Source organism: Peptostreptococcus canis, from assembly GCF_014229965.1.
In the GTDB taxonomy this organism is placed as follows: domain Bacteria; phylum Bacillota; class Clostridia; order Peptostreptococcales; family Peptostreptococcaceae; genus Peptostreptococcus; species Peptostreptococcus canis.
On the sequence record NZ_JABGBW010000001.1, the window covers coordinates 309002 to 327634 of the forward strand.

Here is an 18633-nt window from a genome sequence, read left to right on the forward strand (position 1 = left end):
GAAGAAAATAAGTATTTTAGTAGGTTTCCCGCCTTAAGGGTTTGAGAGGACAGTTTTTTGTCAATAAGAGTGGTAACGCGGTATATTCGTCTCTTGGTCATATGGATCAAGGGGCTTTTTTTATTATCATTTCGAGATAATCACATGACCAAATTTTTTATTGATAATCTGTCAACAAGAGTGGTAACGCGGTATATTCGTCTCTTGGTCATATGACCAAGAGACTTTTTTATATTTGATAAAACAATATTTTAAAAAGGAGAATGACATGAAAAAAGGATTAAAAAAATTAATGGCATTAGGTTTAGTTGCAGTATTGGCTGCTGGAATGGTTGGATGTGGAAAAAAGACAGATTCTAAAAAAACATCGGAAAATACTTCTAAATTACAGGAGATAAAAGACAGTGGAAAATTGGTTGTTGGTACATCACCAGATTATCCACCATTTGAATTTTTAGTAGCAGGAAAAGGATCCGGTGACATAGTTGGGGCAGATATTGAACTTGCAAAAAGGATAGCAAAAGAAGCCGGAGTTGAGCTCGAAATAAAGGGAATGGATTTTGATACTTTGATTCCTGCATTGACATCTGGACAGGTCGACATTGTAATTACCGGTATGACACCGGATGAAACACGTAAGAAATCGGTGGACTTTACAGATATATATTTTAAAGGAAAAAATGGAGTAATAGTAAAATCTAAAGATGTAGATAAGATAAAAAGTGAAGATGATTTGAAAAAATTAAAACTAGGTGTTCAAAAGGGATCAACGCAAGAAACTTATGTAAAGGATCAGTTAAAAATGAGTGATTATAAGGCATTGGTTTCTGTTCCGGATTTGGTTATGGATATGAAAAATGAAAATATAGATGCAATAATATTAAATGATAAAGTAGCAAATATAAATTCTGAGAAATATAAAGGTATTAAAGTTGTAAAAAATATTGAATTTACTAGTGGTGGAGATGAAGAAGCCATGGCAATAGCTGTAAAAAAAGGAAATAATAAAGAATTTATAGATATGATGAATAATTTAATCAAAAAGCTAAATGAAACTAAGGAGTATGACAAAATACTGGCAGATGCTGTTGATTTAGTTTCCAAACAAGAAGAAAAATAAATTTTAAATTAAAAACTAGATAAAAGGTTTTAAACATATTCTTCATATAATTATTAGTTGAAAGGATTTTGAAAAATGGGTTATTTATTAAAATTTTCGGGGGCATACGCTTCCGGAGCAGGTGTTACAATTTTGCTATCATTATTATCAGTTATATTAGGATTTATTCTTGGACTGTTTACGAGTTTGGCAAAATTATCTAATAATAAATTATTAAATACTATTTCTAATACTTACATAGAAGTCATAAGAGGGACTCCTTTGATGGTTCAGATAGTAATAATCGGTCTTTCTGTGCCAAGTATTCTAAAATATCCTGATTTTTTTGGTTTAGGGTCTGAGTTTACGGCAGGTATTATAGCCCTTACATTAAACTCTGGAGCATATATAGCAGAGATATTGAGATCGGGTATACAATCTATAAATAAGGGACAAGTAGAAGCAAGTCGTTCTCTTGGAATGAGTTATTGGCAATCAATGAGATATGTAATTATACCTCAGGCAATTAAAAATATTCTGCCGGCTTTAGGAAATGAATTTATAACTTTAATTAAAGAATCTGCAATTGTTTGCTATATAGGAATTACAGATATAATGTTTGTAGCAGGAAGTGTTAAGAACTCGACATATAAATTTTTTGGTCCATATCTACTAGCTGCTGCCATTTATTTTATAATTACATTTACACTTTCAAGAGTATTGAGAATATTTGAGAAGAGGATGTCTAGAGGTTTGAGATAATGATGAATACAAGGTTTTTTAAGGAGATATCGTATGTCAGAGAAAAATATATTATTAGATATAAAAGATTTGCATAAATCATTTGGAAATTTAAAAGTAATAAATGGTATAAATATAGAAATAGAAAAGGGCGAGATTATAGTAATTATAGGTCCATCCGGCTCCGGTAAGAGTACTATTCTTAGATGTATGAACTTATTGGAAGAGCCGACTTCAGGAGATATTATTTTTGAGGGAAAAAGCATAATTAAAAACAAAAAAAATATTGATAAAATAAGGGAAAAAATAGGAATGGTTTTTCAAAACTTCAATCTTTTTCCAAATAAAACAATTATAGAGAATATAACGCTGGCTCCCATTAAAGTTAAAGGGTTGAATAAGGCGGAAGCTGAGGAAAAAGCGTTAAAACTTTTGAAAAGAGTGGGATTAGAGGAAAAGAAAGATGCATATCCATCTCAACTTTCAGGTGGTCAACAACAACGTATAGCGATTGCCAGGGCACTTGCTATGGAACCTGATATGATGTTGTTTGACGAACCTACATCAGCATTAGATCCGGAGATGGTAAAAGAAGTTTTGGATGTAATTAAAGAGCTTGCCAATGAAGGAATGACAATGGCAATAGTTACCCATGAAATGGGGTTTGCTAAAGAAGTGGCTGACAGAGTTTTGTTTGTAGACTACGGTTCAATAGTGGAGGATGATTCTCCTGAAGAGGTGTTTAATAATCCTAAGAGCGATAGAGCAAAAGAATTTTTTGATAAAATATTATAAAAAAATAAATGACCCATTGTTTTTAAAAACTTTCTATTTAGTTGGGACTTACTCAAAACAATCAAAGAAAATCGTCTATAAATAAAAAATATCTATTTTCAATGATATTTTATTTATATAAACGAAGAAAGTTTGTTTTTGAGTAAGTCCCTTTTATATTTTGATGGTTTTTTGCATTATGCTTAACTATATAATGGAAATTAAGATTTTTCTGTAATTTCTTTGGCTTTATAACAATATTTTTCTAAAGTAGATTAAATGATTTTAATATAAATAGCCATAGTGTGAATGTTACAGAAGAAAACAGAGTCGTCATAACCACTATATTTGACATCAACACATAATCATTATCCATATTTTTAGACATTATATATCCGGAAATGGCACTGGGTGCACCTACCATTATTAAAATTGCCAATAATCCGCTTTTTTCAATTCCAAAATGTATCGCAACAGGAAGGGTGATTAAAGGAAGAATTATCAATTTAATAATAGTAGCTACAAATGATATACCAAATCTCGAGTTTAAATCATTTAATGTGAAATCGCCACCAATAGAAATCAACATTAGTGGAACTGCCATATTTCCAATAGTCTTCAGTGTTTTTAATATTATATTTGGTATTTCTATTCCGAATATGAAAAATAAAAAACCGACTGCTATGCCTATAATTAACGGGTTAGTTAGTATAGATTTCAATATAAGTCCGTAATTAATTCTTACCTTTTTCTTTGTTTTTCCGTGAGACTTCCAGTTGTTACTTTTATCTGAGTTTTCAATATTTTTGAGATTGCTTTTTGAAGAAAATGCCAATATAATTATCGAATATGCGTTAAATAGCGGAACAGCTGCAAGTATCATTAAAGGTACTAAGCCGCTATTTCCATATATATTTTGCACAAACGGTATGCCAAGTACTGCTGCACTTCCTCTGGACGCACCTTGTGTGAAAGACCCCACCATTGTTTTATCTTTTATAAATATTTTTGCTATTATCCATATTCCAAAAAACATAATAGTTGTGGCTATTATACAAAAGGCAATAAATTTTAGATTTCCACCATCCATTTTATCCATTGTTGCAATATCCAAAAATAGTATAGTCGGCATAGCTATTTTGAATGCTAACTTATCGGACATTTTTATCCATTCCTTATTAATGATGTTTCGCCTTCTAAGTATATTTCCAATCAATATTACAAAGAAAATAGGCATAGTGGCATTTAATGCAAAAATAAAATTATTCATCATTACCCTCCGATATTAATTTTAAATTATATCCAGTATGATTATATTATATCATTTATCATCAAATTATAAAATTGACGAATATATGGATTGCAATCTGAGTTTCAAATTATATAAATCTTATTTTATTTTGATACATTTTCAGAAAAAGAGAATTTATATAAATATTATTTAATCAGATGTGATATAATAAAGTTTTGAAAAGGAGTTGATAATATGCAGGCATACTTAGATAATAGTGCTACAACTAAACCATATAATGAAGTTGTGGATGCTATGGTAAAAGCATTAACTACTGATTTTGCGAATCCTTCTGCAGCATATAGAAAGGGTTTTGAAGTTGAAAAAAATATAAAGATAATTAGAAATAATATAGCCAAAACTTTAGGAGTTGAAGATAAAAGTATTATATTTACATCGGGTGGAACAGAGAGTAACAATGCAATAATAAGAAGTGTTGCAAAACTTAATAAAAATAAAAGAAATCATATAATTGTTTCTGCAATTGAGCATCCGGCTGTTTTGAATACTGTTAAGGATTTGGAAAATGAAGGATTTGAAATTACTATTCTAAATGTAGATAACAAGGGAATGGTATCTCTTGAAGAATTGAAAAATTCTATTACGGACAGGACTTGTTTAGTGAGTATTATGTATGTAAATAATGAAATAGGCACTGTAGAACCTATTGAAGATATAGCAGTTTTATTAGATAATTACAATGATATATATTTTCATGTAGATGCCGTGCAAGCTTATGGAAAAATAAATTTTAAGTTAAATAATATAGGAATTGATTTTATGAGTGTTAGTGGTCATAAAATTCACGGACCAAAAGGAATCGGTTTTATGTATATAAAAGATGTAAATAGATTTAGTCCGCTTATAACCGGTGGTGGTCAGGAATTCAATATTAGACCGGGAACAGAAAATGTACCGGGAATATATGGTATGGGAAAGGCAATAGAGATATTGTTTAAAGATATAGATTCTAATATAGAATCGATGAAATCAAAAAGAAATTATTTATTTGATAGAATAAGTGAAAAAATAGAAGATTTTAAGATTAATACCGATTTGGATAATGGAGTTTGTCATATATTAAATATATCTTTTAAAGACATAAAAGGAGAAATTCTACTTCATTATTTAGAAGGAGATGATATTTGTGTTTCAACCGGTTCAGCGTGCTCTTCCAAGAAAAAAGGTAGTCATGTATTAAATGCTATCGGATTAATTCCATCCCAGATTGATGGGGCTATAAGGTTCAGTGTGTCTGATACAACTACAAATGATGAAATAGACTATGCTGTTGACAAATTAAAGTCTCACATAGATACAATCAGACTTATATCTAAAAGAAAGGGAAGATAAAAATATTTAAATGAAAGAGGATAATTTTATGTATAATATTTTAATTGCGAAATATGGAGAAATAGGTGTAAAAGGAAAAAATAGATATATATTTGAGAATAAACTAATAAGAAACATAAGAAATATGCTTAAATCTATAGGTGAATTTAATGTATACAAAGAATATGGAAGAATATATATTGATGTAAATGACTCTAACTATAAAGTGGCTGTTGAGGAAGTTAGAAAAGTGTTTGGTGTTGTAGGAGTATGCCCGGCAATAAAAAGAGAAAAAGACTACGACATGCTAAAAGAAACAGCACTTATGTTGCTTAGAGAAAAAATAAGTATGGGAGCAAAAACATTTAAAATAGCATCCAAAAGAGGAGATAAGTCATTTAAATTTACATCACAGGAGATGAGCATAGATATCGGAGGATATGTATTATCAAATATTAATAATAAGGATGTTTCGGTAGATGTTAGAAATCCGGATGTCACTATTACATGTGAATATAGGAACGAACATATTTTAGTCTATGCGGATTCTATTTCCGGATTTGGAGGATTGCCTTTAGGAACTAATGGTAAGGCTATGACGTTACTTTCAGGGGGAATAGATAGCCCGGTTGCATCTTGGCTTGTGGCTAAGAGAGGAGTAGATATTGAAGCGGTTCATTTTCATTCATATCCATTCACGAATGAAAGATCACAGGAAAAAGTAAGGGAACTTGCTAAAATATTATCGAAATATTGTGGACCTATTAAATTACATATGGTAAATATATTGGAAATTCAAAAGTCTATTGCAAATAATTGTAATGAAGAAGAAACAACAATACTTTCGAGGAGATTTATGATGAGAATAGCTGAAGAAATAGGTGTAAAAAGATATTGTGATGCACTTATTACAGGAGAAAGCATAGGTCAGGTAGCTTCACAAACTATGCAAGGAATCACTTGTACTAATGCAGCAGTAAGTATTCCGGTATTTAGACCTTTAATAGCTATGGATAAAATAGACATTATAAAAACTGCGGAAAATATAGGAACCTATGAGACATCAATTATACCTGAAGTGGACTGTTGTTCTCTTTTTTCTCCTAAAAAGCCGGTAACAAAACCAAGACTTGAGAGAATAGAAAAGTCTGAGTCAAAATTAGATGTAGATAAATTAATTAAATCAGCAATTGATGCTTCTGTTATGGAAGTAATTAGTTATGAATAGACTGGTGGATTTTGTCAAAATATTAATATATAATTTGATATCAATAATAGTATTAAGGATAAGTATAAAATTAAATTGTATAATAATACAAGATTTATAAATATTTAATGATGATTTTAAGTAATAGAATGTATAAATAGTAAGATTATATTTATCTATGATAGGGAGGAGCGTAATTTATGGAAAATAACATATATGATGTTGCTCTGATATTCGAAGGCGGAGGAATGAGAGCAGCTTTTTCTACTGGTATTGCAAATACCCTTTTGGAAAATAATATATATTTCGACTATGCATCCGGAATTTCTGCTGGTGCAAGTGTATTATTGAATTATCTTTCAAAAGATGTTGAGAGAGGAAAAAAGTCATTTATAGATATAGTGGATGATCCAAATTTTGGAGGTTGGTCTTCATTTGTAAAAGGTAAGGGATTTTTTAATGGCGAGTATATATATGAGCAAATAGCTCATCCAGGTCAGCCATTACCATTTAAATATGACGAATTCAAAAATAATCCGGCTAGATTTAGAATAGGAACATATGATGTGTTATCAAATGCCTCTAAATATTTTACAAATGAAGATGTAAATTGTATAGAAGATATTATGAAAATAGCAAGAGCATCTTCTTCTCTGCCTATTTTGATGCCACCTACAATATACAAAACAGGCGTATATTATGATGGTGGTCTTTGTGGAGGAATTGCCCTTGATATAGCTATAAAGGATGGATATAAGAAATTTTTTATTGTCAGAACTCAGGAGAAATCTTATAGAAAAAATCCTGTCAAACATAAAAGTGCTATAAAGAGATTTTTTAAGAATACTCCTATGGTAGCAGAAACTATGTTTAAAAGACCGTATATTTACAATGAAACATGTAACCTAGTTGAAAGGCTTGAAAAAGCAGGATTGGCAATGGTAGTCTATCCGGAAAAAATGGATATAACAAATAGAGAAAAGGATAAAATAAAATTAATTCAAACCTATAATCAGGGATGTAAAATAGGTCAAAGAGATGTAGAAAAATGGAAGAATTTTCTATATAGTGCCAAATAATTAATAATTATTAAAAAGAACTATAGAAATAATATATTATTCATAGTTCTTTTTAGTTTTTAATTAAAAAAATTGATATTTTATTAAAAAATTTGGAAGGTAAAATATAAAAGCATAAGTGAAATATATTCCGAATTTTTAAAGTTTAAAAAATTGTAGATGAAAGTTTATAATTACATATACAATGGTATTTATATAATATATATTTAAAATATCTTTTTAATAAATAAAGAAATATTCTGAAAAAAATTATAAAAAAATATTACTTTTATTTATAATTTGTGAAAGTAAAAATAAATTTGCAATATAGTTAATAAAGACGTATAATTAAATGATATGTTATAGAAAGGAAGTTTTATGGAAATAACAAATTTTAATGAATTAGAAATAAACCAACAAATTAAAAAAGCAATAGAGGATTTAGGTTATGAACAACCATCTCCAATACAGGCAAAAGCAATACCAGTATTTTTAGAGGGGCATGATATAATAGGTCAAGCGCAGACCGGCACGGGAAAAACAGCGGCATTTAGTATTCCGATGTTAAATCAAATTGATCCTTCTGATAAAAGGCTTCAAGCTATAATTCTTTGTCCTACAAGAGAGCTTGCTATTCAGGTATCTGAGGAAGTGAGAAAACTTACAAAGTATACTCATGGTATAAAAACTTTGCCTATTTATGGTGGACAGCCTATAGATAGACAGATAAAAGCTTTAAAGGGCGGTGTGCAGGTTATAATCGGTACTCCAGGAAGAGTGATAGATCACATAAACAGAAGAACATTGAAAGTGCAAGATGTAAAAATAGTTGTATTAGATGAAGCTGATGAAATGTTGGATATGGGATTTAGAGAAGACATAGAAACTATTTTGAAAAATGTGCCTGAAAGCAGACAAACAGCATTGTTTTCTGCTACTATGCCCAAATCAATATTAGATTTAACAGACAAATATCAAAAAAATCCTGTCCATATTAAAGTAGTAAGAAAAGAATTGACGGTATCTAATATTAAACAATTCTATATAGAGACAAAAAAAGCAAACAAGCTAGAGGTACTTACTAGGTTGATTGATGTGTATAATCCTAAATTAACTGTTGTATTTACCAATACAAAAAAAGGGGCGGATGAATTGGTTTCCGATCTTCAGGCCAGGGGATATGGAGCTGATTCCCTACATGGAGATATGAAACAGATTCAGAGAGATATTGTGATGGATAAGTTTAGAACATCTACAATAGATATTCTTGTAGCTACTGATGTTGCAGCCAGAGGTATAGACATAGATGACGTAGAGTGTGTAATAAACTATGAGCTTCCTCAAGATGAAGAGTATTATGTTCACAGGATTGGTAGAACAGGTAGAGCCGGTAGAGAAGGAATAGCTTTTTCTTTTGCATTTGGTAGAGAGATGAGAAAACTAAAAGATATTGAAAGATATACTAAATCCAAAATTATGAAGCATTCTATTCCAACTGTAAATGATGTTGAACAAAAAAAGGTAAGCCAATTTTTTGAAACTGTAAAGCAAACTCTGGATGAAGGTAACTTTGCAAAGCAATTACAATGGGTAGAAGATTTCTTAAATGAAGAGGATTATTCTTTAATAGACATATGTGCTGCAATTGTAAAAACAAGTTTGGGTGATGAAGAAAAGCAGGAAATAAAAGAAGAAAAATATTTCTCAGGAGAAAATGGAAGAGAAAGAAATAGAAAATATAGTGATTCTAATATGATTAGACTTTTCTTAAATGTAGGTAGAAACCAAAAAATACAGCCTAAGGATATATTAGGTTCGATAGCCGGAGAAACCGGTGTTAGAGGAAAGCATATTGGAAATATAGATGTATATGACAAATATACCTTTGTAGATGTAGATAAAAGTAAAGCTAAGACAATAATTTTAAAGATGAAGAATAGAAAAATAAAAGGTAATAAATTGAATATTGAACGTGCAAATAGAAAGAGATAATATATAATAAAAACAGCCATACAAGGGTTAAATCTTGATGGCTGTTTTTATTATTTAAATTTTGAAATAATTGTCTATATATTTACTTGATTATTAATAAACTATTATCTTTGTTGAGAAAATGGTTGACCATTATTTCGAGGATAATTTTGGTTTCCTCTTACGTTATTTCCGTTGCCCGGTGTTGTTGTACCAGGAGTATTTCCAGGTGTCACACCAGGTGTAACTCCACCAGGATTATTTCCAGGGGTTGTAGTTCCAGGAGTTACCCTATTTCTAGGTTGAATAGTTCTTCTTGGTGCTACATAACTATATCTATCCGGTGCAGTTCCCTCTATATATGCTGCTAGAACGCCATATGCTGCTCTACCTCCATCAACTGGATTGATAGTAGTTAGATATACATTTTCAGGTTTGGTAAATTGTTTATACTCTAGATTTTGGTGTACTTTATTCATTATTTTACCCCAAAGTCTTGCGGAAGATGTAGAACTACCACCTTCAATACGACGTCTCTGCATAGTTGTTCCATCTTCGTTTTTTATTCCGGCATCGTCACCAATGTATACTGCACCTACATAGTAAGGTGTATATCCGACAAACCAAGTGTCCAAATAATTATTTGTGGAACCTGTTTTTCCAGCTACAGGGATTCCGGAATAAAGTGCGGCATTTGTACCGATACCTTCTTTTACAACGGCCTTTAGCATATCAGTAAGGACAAAGGCAACATCCGGATCTACTACTTTATGTGTTTGAGGAGTATTTTTTATTAGCATTTCGCCATTATAAGTTGTTATAGTTGTATAAATATGTGGTTCTACATAAACTCCTCCATTTGCAAGAGTACCAAAGGCAGATGCCATTTGAAGAGGAGTAACTCCCTTAGTAAGACCTCCAAGTACAAGAGAGTTGAAGTGTCTATCACTACGCTGTAAACCAGCTTTATTTTCTTCTTTAAAGTCAAGTATAGTAGTTATACCAAAGTTTCTCAAATAGTCCATCATGACATCGATAGAATCATCATATGTAGGACCAAGTAATTCACCAACTTTATAAGCTATAGTATTCGATGAAAGAGCTAAACCATGTCTTATTGACATAGTACCATAACCTTGAGTAGTCGTTTCCGGATTATCAGCTCGATTTTCTTTAAATCTGTATCCACCACGTACATCTGAAATCAATGTTGATTGAGTTACCTTCTGAGTATCTATTGCAGGTGTATATACAGAAAGTGGTTTAATAGTTGAACCAGGCTGATAAGGAGTTATGGCTCTATTAAGTGTTTTTCTGGCCTTTATGTTTCTTCCACCAATTAATCCTTTTATATTACCGGTTCTGTAATCAATAATTACACTTGCCGATTGAGGTTGGCTAAGACCATTTGCAGCTATAATATGGTTAGGGAAGTTTGAGTTGTTATCATATTCTTCTTCAATGGATTCTTGAATCTTAGGATCTATTGTGGAATTTATAATTAAACCTCCATTATAATACATATTTCTAGCTTCTTCTTCAGTTTTACCTTGCTCCATAAGAGCATCTATCACGTCATATTCAATTAAACTTTCGACTGAATTTGCAATTTTTTCCTTTGAATCAGGGAAACGTATATTTATAGGTTCTCTTATTGCCGATATATACTGTTTTTCAGTTATGACGTTAAGTTCTTTCATCTTGTTTAAGACAATTTCTTGCCTTTCTTTAGATTTAGGATTATTTATAGCTTTTCTAACTAAAAGATCTCCACCTTTAAGTTGTTTATATGTATCCCAATCTACTAATTCCCATTCATAAAGTTTTTCATACATATCTTTTTCTACTGAATTCGCAGGCTGCAATTCTCCTGTAGGAAGGAAAAATAGCAGTTTATGATCAAGATCTCCTTTTGATTCATTTCCAGTTATTCTAGTAGTTATATAAGGTGTATATTTAGCCGGATTTCTAGTGATACCGGCAAGCATAGCTGCTTCTCCTAAAGTTAGATCTTTGGAGTGTTTGTTAAAATATCCCATAGAACCCGATTCTGCACCAACAAGCCCTCTACCAACGAAATAGTTGTTAAGGTATGTTTCCAAAATCTTATCTTTACTAATAGTCTTACTCATTTCCAGTGCATAGTAAATATCTTTAATTTTACGGCTAAGTGTCTGATCACTACTTGTAAGCAAAACTTTAGATACCTGCATAGGAATAGTACTACCACCTTGTTTTTTACCTACAAGTGTTTTTACGACTGAACGACCTAATCCCCAGTAGTCAACACCGCTGTGTGAATAAAAACGTTCGTCTTCTATAGATACTATTGCCTTTCTAAGGTATGGAGACATATCACTTAGAGGTATCGGAGTCTTTTTATATAAAGTTGGAGCCGTAGACATTGTTTCTCCATTAGAATATTTTATAGTAGTAGTTTGATGTGTCAACTTATCCAATAAAGCTTCATTAACGGGTTTTACATCCTTCAATGATGCAAATATAAATCCAAGTCCGATTGCAAATACTAAGATCATAGCAGCTATTAAACCACCGATAATTTTTTTCTTACGCTTATTTTTTAATTTGCGTTTCAAAGCTTTAGATCCATTCTTTTTACCGGATATATTTTTATTATTATTATTTCTTCTATCGTTTTTATTAGAAAGGTTTGAACCATCAACATCTTTTCTATTTCTAGATGCAGAAGAAGCACTTACAGCTCTAGTTTTCGATGAAGGATTAGTACTTGCTGTTGATTTCCTTGAAGTATTTGAATTTGCTCTAGTTTTTCCATCTGAATTCATTTTAGATTTTTTCCTTTCTGATGGAAGTAAAAAGTCTTTTCTACTGGTTGAAGAGCCAGTTCTAGAGCTAGAAGAATTTCTTGAACTTACAGATTTTCTTCTTACTTTATTATTAGCTTCAGGGTTTTCTTTTTTCATAATTTGTAACCTCCTTACTATCTAATAATTATATCATTAAATATGAGTTTTACACAACATTTACTTGTATTTATTGATAATTAATAATATGATATATAAGTAGAATAATATAAATTTTGAAAGGAAGTAATTTATGCTAGTTGTAGAAAATGTTAGCCATGGATTTGGTGCAAGGACTATTTTAGAAGATGTTTCCTTTAGAATAAGAAAAGGTGAACATATTGCACTAGTAGGTCCGAATGGTGAAGGAAAATCTAGTTTTTTAAATATAATAACAATGAAATTAATGCCGGATGCAGGTACAATTAAATGGTCAAATAGGATTACTGTGGGGTATCTTGATCAACATACCGTATTAGAGAAAGGTAAGGATATTCGAGGTGTTTTAAGAGATGCTTTTAAGAATATGTTCGAGCTTGAAAAAGAGATGCTTGAAATATATGATAAAATGGCAGAAGCTAGTGATGAAGAAATGACAAAATATCTTGAAGAAACCGCTGAAATACAGACCGTTCTTGAACATAGTGGTTTTTATACAATAGATGCCAAAATTCAAGAAGTTGCAAATGGCTTAGGACTTGGAGAGATAGGTCTTGATAAAGATGTATCGGATTTATCCGGTGGTCAGAGAACAAAAGTGCTATTAACAAAATTATTACTTGAAAATCCGACTATTTTAGTTCTTGATGAACCCACTAACTTTTTGGATGAAGAGCATATAGTATGGCTTACAAGATATTTACAGGAATATGAAAATGCTTTTGTACTTGTTTCACATGATATAGATTTTATTAATCATACATGTAATGTAATTTATCATCTGGAAAATGGGGAATTAAATAGATACAAAGGAAATTATGATGAGTTTGTCAGAATGAATGAAATAAAGAAACGTCAAGAAGATCAAGCATATGAAAAGCAGGTAGAAGAAAGAAAGAGGCTTGAAGACTTTATTGCTAGAAATAAAGCCAGAGTTGCTACAAGAGGAATGGCAAATTCAAGGCAAAAACAACTTGATAAGATGGAAATTCTGGAAAAACGCAGGGAAAAGATTAAGCCGACTTTCGAATTTAAGAATGCCAGAACAAGTGGAAAAGTAGTATTTGAAACTAGAGATTTGGTTCTTGGATATGATGAGCCGCTTACAAAGCCCGTAAATTTTAGGTTAGAAAGAGGTAACAAAATAGCTCTAAAGGGAATGAATGGTATTGGTAAGTCAACTTTACTTAAAACCCTGTTGGGAATTGTTAAACCATTTAAAGGAGAAGTTATGTTAGGGGATTACCTGGAAGTTGGATATTTTGAACAAGAAAGCTCTCATGAAAATACAAACACTGCGATGGAAGAAGTATGGAACGAATTTCCGGGATTAGATAATATAGATGTGAGAAGAGCACTTGCCAAATGTGGTCTGACAAACGAACATATCACGAGTCAAATGCGAGTTCTTTCAGGTGGAGAAGCTGCAAAGGTAAGATTGTGTAAAATTATGTTAAAAGATATTAATTTTTTGGTTCTTGATGAACCTACTAATCATTTGGATGTAGATGCAAAAGATGAATTGAAGAAGGCTATTAAGGAATTTAAAGGTACAGTTCTTTTGGTAAGTCACGAGCCGGAATTTTATAATGATGTGGTAAATGATGTTTGGAATATAGAAGATTTTACAACAAAAATTGTATAGGGGGCATTTGAAAACCAATTATGAATTGAAACTCAAATCCAAATAGTTATTGCCAACGATAAAGTGTATGTTATAATTAGAGTATTATATATAAAAAATTAAAATTTAAAAATAATAGAAAAATGGAGGGGACTGGTTAAAATATTTATCAATGCATTATAAGTGCATGATTTATTTAACCAGTTCTTTTTTAATAAGGAGGTGTAAAAAATAATGGGAGAAGTAATAAATCTAATATTTAATCAGAAAGATTTATTTATGAATTTAGTTTTTGATCATATAAAGATAGCACTTTTTTCAAGTTTTATAGCAATAGTAATAGGTTTGTCTATAGGGATATTTATAAGTAGGAGAGAGAAAATTGCAAGCATAGTTCTAGGAGTGGTAAATGTATTGTATACTATACCAGCTATTGCATTATTAGGAGTACTTATTCCACTTACCGGGATTGGAAATTCTACGGCAATAGTAGCTCTTACAATATATGCTCTACTACCAATGGTTAGAAGTACATACACAGGTATAAAAAGTATTGATGAAGATATACTGGAAGCTGCTGTTGCCATGGGAAGTACGGAAAAAGAGCTTTTATTAAAGGTAAAATTGCCATTAGCGACACCTATAATAATGTCTGGAATAAGAAATATGGTTGTAATGACAATAGCTTTGACGGGTATTGCATCTTTTATTGGCGCAGGTGGTCTGGGTGTAGCCATATATAGAGGGATTACAACTAATAATCCTACTATGATTCTGGCCGGGAGTATATTAGTGGCATTATTGGCAATTGTTTTTGATGCCATTTTGGGATTGATAGGAAAAATATTGCAAGATAGAAAAGATTCAGGCAAAAAATACAGAAAAATATTAATACCTGTACTAAGTTTATTGATAGTTTTCAGTTTTATCTTTAATCTTAGTACAAATAAGCATGAAGTGAGAATTGCGACAAAACCGGTTACTGAAGGCTTGATTGTAGGTCAGATTTTAAGAATAATGATAGAGGAAAATACGGATTTAAAGGTAGTTATGACAGATGGTGTAGCAGGAGGAACCGGAAATATACATCCTGCAATGGTAAAGGGTGATTTCGATTTATATGCTGATTATACAGGTACTATATGGCAGGTAGTATTGAAAGAAAAAAGTAAATATGATGAAAGTATGTTTCCGGAATTAGAAAAAAAATACTATGATAAATTTAAAATTAAATGGATAAATTTATTAGGATTTAATAGTACATTTGGACTAGCAGTAAGGAAAGAATTAGCAGATGAATATAATTTAAAAACATATAGTGATCTACAAAAAATATCGGACAAAGTGGTGTATGCTGCAGGATATGACTATTTTGGCAGAGAGGATGGATACAAACCATTAAAAGATACATATAATTTTAATTTTAAGAAAATAATTGATATGGATAATGGGTTGAAGTATAAAGCTTTATTAAATAATGAAGTAGATGCGATTACTGTTTTTACTACTGATGGGCAATTAAGCAATCCCAATATAGTTTTATTGGAAGATGATAAACATTTACATCCTTCATATCTTGCAGGAACAGTTGCAAGGGAAGAGATATTAATGAAATATCCCGAAATTCAAGTTCAGATGAAAAGATTAGAAGGATGTTTGGACGATTCAAAAATGTCAGTGTTGAATAACTTAGTTGAAACTAAAGGCATGAAACCTTACGATGTAGCATATAAATTTTTAAAAGAAAATGGATTTTTGGAGGTGAAATAATGGGTGAGATCGTTTATGAAAATGTATCTAAGTCATACAATGAAAAGACCATTATCAAAAACTTTAATTTAAATATATATAAAGGAGAGTTTTTAACCATTATTGGAGCTTCCGGTTGTGGAAAAACGACTTTGATGAAAATGATAAATGGTCTTGTATTGCCTGATAAGGGAAGGATATTAGTAAATGGAAAAGATATTTCCCAGGTCGATATTATAGAGTTAAGAAGAGGTATAGGTTATGCAATACAAGGAAATGTGCTTTTTCCTCATATGAACGTATATGAAAATATATCCTATGTACCCAAATTATTAAAGCTTGATAGAAGTGAAATTGATGATATAGTAGATAATATGTTGGAATTAGTTAATTTACCGGCTGATGCTAAGAAAAAATATCCCAACGAACTTTCCGGAGGTCAAAAACAAAGAGTCGGTATTGCAAGGGCATTAGCAGCCAACCACAAAATAATATTGATGGATGAACCATTTGGGGCATTGGATGCAATTACTAGAAATCAAATTCAGAAAGAACTAAAAGAAATACACAAAAAAATTGGTGCAACAATAGTATTTATAACACATGATATATCAGAGGCCATAAAGTTGGGAACCAGGGTTTTAGTGCTTGAAAATGGAGAAATACAACAAATCTCTACTCCTGAAGAAATTATATCAAGTCCACAAACCGATTATGTTAAAAGTCTGATAGAAGCGGCAAGGCTATAAAATATATACTCTATGAAAACAGGAGAGCTAGATTATTTCTAGTCTCTCCTGTAGTAAATACTTAAATTTTAAAAACTGTCTAATAGGAAAATTAGCCACAGAAGGCTAATTTACAGAAAAAATTATATACACTCAAAATACTATTTAATATGTTTTATTTTTCAATATCCCAATCATCATACCATGAATCATCAAGATTTGCTAAAACTTCTGCATATTTACTTTCATTGGCTACTTGAAGTTCTGCCTTCTTTTTATAGTTATTTATGGTAGCAGTACTTTTGTTGACCGGTTGTATAGTTCCAGTTCCTGCAACACATCCTCCAGGACAGGCCATACCTTCAAGAAGATATCCATTTCTTTTCCCCGCTTTTGCAAGTAAAAGCATATTTCTGCATTCTTTTAATCCATCCGCTTTGTCAATAGGTACTTCTCTATCCGGATCTATTTTCTTTATTACATCCACAACTGCACTAGCAACTCCTCCTGATACAGCAAATCCTCTACCGGCACCAGTACCATAATTAAAATTAGTAGCTGGTTCCATCTCTTCAAGCTTGATTCCTTTAGCTTCAAACATACCCATTACTTCTTCAAAAGTAAGAACATAATCGACATGACTCTTAACAGATTTTCTTGTTGCTTCAAGTTTTTTAGATACGCAAGGTCCTATAAAAACAACCTTAGAATCTTCATATCTCTGCTTTATAAATCTGGCTGTAAATACCATCGGTGTCATAGCCATGGAGATATTTTCCTTGAATTCTGGGAATTGTTTTTTTGCCATAACTGACCAAGACGGACAACAAGATGTAGCCATGAAGTCTAATTTTTCTGGTACTTTTGCAAGATAATCTTCAGCTTCTTCGATAGTACATAAATCTGCACCTATAGCAACTTCAACAACATCAAAGAAACCGAGTTCAAGAAGGGCAGCTTTTAACTTTTCTGGAGTAACCTTAGGTCCAAATTGACCGGCAAAAGCAGGTGCTATTTCAGCAATGACTTTATTTCCAGTTTTCATTTCATTGATTAACTGAAATATTTGAGTTTTATCTGCTATTGCTCCAAATGGACATGAAGATATACATACACCACAAGAAACACATTTATCATAATCTATTGTAGCTCTTCCAAGTTCATCTGATTTTATGGCATCCATACCACAAGAAACGGCACATGGTCTCTCTAATTTAACGATTGCAGAATAAGGACAAACGTTTTTACATCTTCCACATTTTATACATTTTTCCTGATCTATAAATGATTTGCCATTCACCATTGAAACTGCATTTTTCGGACAGACTTCAATACAAGGTCTGGCTAAGCAACCCCTACATATATCTGTTGTTTTGTATACGTTGTCTGGACATGAATTACATGCAAATTTGATAATATTAACAAATGGTGGTTTATATATAATATTTTGAACAGTATGTTCATCTATTCCAGTTGACAGAGGGGCATGTTCATTTACCTTTCTAAGAGGTAATCCCATTGCCAATCTGATTCTTTCACCAACAATTGCTCTTTCAAGAAAAATACTTTCTCTTATCTGGGCAACTTCCCCAGGAACTATCTTGTAAGGAATTTCTTCCAATTTATTGTAATCTTCACCTTCATAAGCAAATCTAGCAACTTCGGTGAAAACATCACGACGTACTTTCGCTATTACCGTGAAAATACCTTTTAAGCTCATTTCTTTACCTCCCCTGAAATACTCTTAATTACTCTTAGCGTTACAAGTATAACATATTTATTAATGAAAAGGAACACAATTTGTTGCAATATTTTTAAAAAAAATTAACATTGTTTATAAAATTTAAAAGTGAATAATGGCTATTTAACTTTAGTTTATTAAAAAAAGTGATAAAAACTGAAATTATAGAAAATTCATATTATTTATTTTGTATAATAAAAAATTAATAAAAAACAGTATTTGTTAACAATAAATTAACTTATTATTGTATTTTATTTAATTTGATGTTCATAAAGAATAGTATAAGAGTAAATAAAAAATGGTAAAAAAGTATTTCAATGTAGTCAAAACTTTT

13 protein-coding genes and 1 other annotated feature (1 of these 14 running past the window's edge) are annotated in these 18633 nt (G+C 31.1%); of the genes, 10 read left to right on the forward strand and 3 right to left on the reverse strand.

What is annotated here, in order from left to right:
- Positions 1 to 97: a binding site (T-box leader), on the forward strand (it extends 106 nt beyond the left edge of the window).
- A gap of 171 nt (positions 98 to 268) precedes the next feature.
- The 3 genes from HLB29_RS01500 to HLB29_RS01510 all read left to right on the forward strand — a co-directional run bounded on the left by HLB29_RS01500 (position 269) and on the right by HLB29_RS01510 (position 2635).
- Positions 269 to 1120 (forward strand): transporter substrate-binding domain-containing protein, encoded by an 852-nt coding sequence (locus HLB29_RS01500; protein WP_185623390.1) that lies wholly within the window; start codon positions 269 to 271, stop codon positions 1118 to 1120.
- 75 nt (positions 1121 to 1195) lie between these two features.
- Positions 1196 to 1861, forward strand: coding sequence for an amino acid ABC transporter permease (locus HLB29_RS01505; protein WP_185623391.1), 666 nt, complete (start codon positions 1196 to 1198; stop codon positions 1859 to 1861).
- 33 nt (positions 1862 to 1894) lie between these two features.
- On the forward strand, positions 1895 to 2635 hold the full coding sequence (locus HLB29_RS01510; RefSeq protein ID WP_185623392.1) for an amino acid ABC transporter ATP-binding protein: 741 nt from the start codon (positions 1895 to 1897) through the stop codon (positions 2633 to 2635).
- A 244-nt stretch (positions 2636 to 2879) separates the two neighbouring features.
- Here the strand turns inward: HLB29_RS01510 and HLB29_RS01515 are convergent, their stop codons facing one another.
- The gene (locus tag HLB29_RS01515; protein ID WP_185623393.1) at positions 2880 to 3884 is read right to left on the reverse strand and encodes an AEC family transporter; all 1005 of its coding nucleotides are present in this window, start codon (positions 3882 to 3884) and stop codon (positions 2880 to 2882) included.
- A gap of 216 nt (positions 3885 to 4100) precedes the next feature.
- On the opposite strand from HLB29_RS01515, the gene HLB29_RS01520 reads away from it, so the two are divergent.
- The 4 genes from HLB29_RS01520 (at position 4101) to HLB29_RS01535 (ending at position 9494) form a co-directional block, all read left to right on the forward strand.
- A complete protein-coding gene (locus tag HLB29_RS01520; RefSeq protein ID WP_185623394.1) occupies positions 4101 to 5258 on the forward strand; it encodes a cysteine desulfurase family protein in 1158 nt (385 codons plus the stop codon).
- Positions 5259 to 5286: 28 nt separating this feature from the next.
- Positions 5287 to 6465: a tRNA uracil 4-sulfurtransferase ThiI gene (thiI, locus tag HLB29_RS01525; protein ID WP_185623395.1), complete on the forward strand. Its 1179-nt coding sequence runs from the start codon at positions 5287 to 5289 to the stop codon at positions 6463 to 6465.
- 179 nt (positions 6466 to 6644) lie between these two features.
- On the forward strand, positions 6645 to 7523 hold the full coding sequence (locus HLB29_RS01530; protein ID WP_185623396.1) for a patatin-like phospholipase family protein: 879 nt from the start codon (positions 6645 to 6647) through the stop codon (positions 7521 to 7523).
- Between the two features lie 357 nt (positions 7524 to 7880).
- Complete coding sequence (locus HLB29_RS01535) at positions 7881 to 9494, forward strand: DEAD/DEAH box helicase (RefSeq protein WP_185623397.1); 1614 nt, start codon at positions 7881 to 7883, stop codon at positions 9492 to 9494.
- Between the two features lie 104 nt (positions 9495 to 9598).
- Here the strand turns inward: HLB29_RS01535 and HLB29_RS01540 are convergent, their stop codons facing one another.
- Positions 9599 to 12418 carry a transglycosylase domain-containing protein gene (locus HLB29_RS01540; protein ID WP_185623398.1) on the reverse strand — a complete coding sequence of 940 codons (2820 nt, stop codon included), beginning with the start codon at positions 12416 to 12418 and terminating at the stop codon, positions 9599 to 9601.
- Positions 12419 to 12551: 133 nt separating this feature from the next.
- On the opposite strand from HLB29_RS01540, the gene HLB29_RS01545 reads away from it, so the two are divergent.
- The 3 genes from HLB29_RS01545 to HLB29_RS01555 all read left to right on the forward strand — a co-directional run bounded on the left by HLB29_RS01545 (position 12552) and on the right by HLB29_RS01555 (position 16579).
- Positions 12552 to 14102: an ABC-F family ATP-binding cassette domain-containing protein gene (locus HLB29_RS01545; protein WP_185623399.1), complete on the forward strand. Its 1551-nt coding sequence runs from the start codon at positions 12552 to 12554 to the stop codon at positions 14100 to 14102.
- 213 nt (positions 14103 to 14315) lie between these two features.
- Positions 14316 to 15851, forward strand: a complete 1536-nt coding sequence (locus HLB29_RS01550) for an ABC transporter permease/substrate-binding protein (RefSeq protein WP_185623400.1) — start codon at positions 14316 to 14318, stop codon at positions 15849 to 15851.
- Entirely contained in the window at positions 15851 to 16579 is a 729-nt protein-coding gene (locus HLB29_RS01555) for an ATP-binding cassette domain-containing protein (RefSeq protein WP_185623401.1), read from the forward strand. The genes HLB29_RS01550 and HLB29_RS01555 overlap by 1 nt, the downstream gene beginning before the upstream one ends.
- 154 nt (positions 16580 to 16733) lie before the next feature.
- On the opposite strand, the gene HLB29_RS01560 is transcribed toward HLB29_RS01555, so the two are convergent.
- Positions 16734 to 18278 carry a 4Fe-4S dicluster domain-containing protein gene (locus HLB29_RS01560; protein WP_185623402.1) on the reverse strand — a complete coding sequence of 515 codons (1545 nt, stop codon included), beginning with the start codon at positions 18276 to 18278 and terminating at the stop codon, positions 16734 to 16736.
- Positions 18279 to 18633 lie beyond the last annotated feature (355 nt).

Coding starts and splice junctions, on each gene's coding strand:
- HLB29_RS01530 (WP_185623396.1), top strand. CDS start 6,645: ATGGAAAATAACATATATGATGTTGCTCTGATATTCGAAGGCGGAGGA.
- HLB29_RS01555 (WP_185623401.1), top strand. CDS start 15,851: ATGGGTGAGATCGTTTATGAAAATGTATCTAAGTCATACAATGAAAAG.
- thiI (WP_185623395.1), top strand. CDS start 5,287: ATGTATAATATTTTAATTGCGAAATATGGAGAAATAGGTGTAAAAGGA.
- HLB29_RS01550 (WP_185623400.1), top strand. CDS start 14,316: ATGGGAGAAGTAATAAATCTAATATTTAATCAGAAAGATTTATTTATG.
- HLB29_RS01540 (WP_185623398.1), bottom strand. CDS start 12,418: ATGAAAAAAGAAAACCCTGAAGCTAATAATAAAGTAAGAAGAAAATCT.
- HLB29_RS01535 (WP_185623397.1), top strand. CDS start 7,881: ATGGAAATAACAAATTTTAATGAATTAGAAATAAACCAACAAATTAAA.
- HLB29_RS01510 (WP_185623392.1), top strand. CDS start 1,895: ATGTCAGAGAAAAATATATTATTAGATATAAAAGATTTGCATAAATCA.
- HLB29_RS01545 (WP_185623399.1), top strand. CDS start 12,552: ATGCTAGTTGTAGAAAATGTTAGCCATGGATTTGGTGCAAGGACTATT.
- HLB29_RS01520 (WP_185623394.1), top strand. CDS start 4,101: ATGCAGGCATACTTAGATAATAGTGCTACAACTAAACCATATAATGAA.
- HLB29_RS01515 (WP_185623393.1), bottom strand. CDS start 3,884: ATGAATAATTTTATTTTTGCATTAAATGCCACTATGCCTATTTTCTTT.
- HLB29_RS01500 (WP_185623390.1), top strand. CDS start 269: ATGAAAAAAGGATTAAAAAAATTAATGGCATTAGGTTTAGTTGCAGTA.
- HLB29_RS01560 (WP_185623402.1), bottom strand. CDS start 18,278: ATGAGCTTAAAAGGTATTTTCACGGTAATAGCGAAAGTACGTCGTGAT.
- HLB29_RS01505 (WP_185623391.1), top strand. CDS start 1,196: ATGGGTTATTTATTAAAATTTTCGGGGGCATACGCTTCCGGAGCAGGT.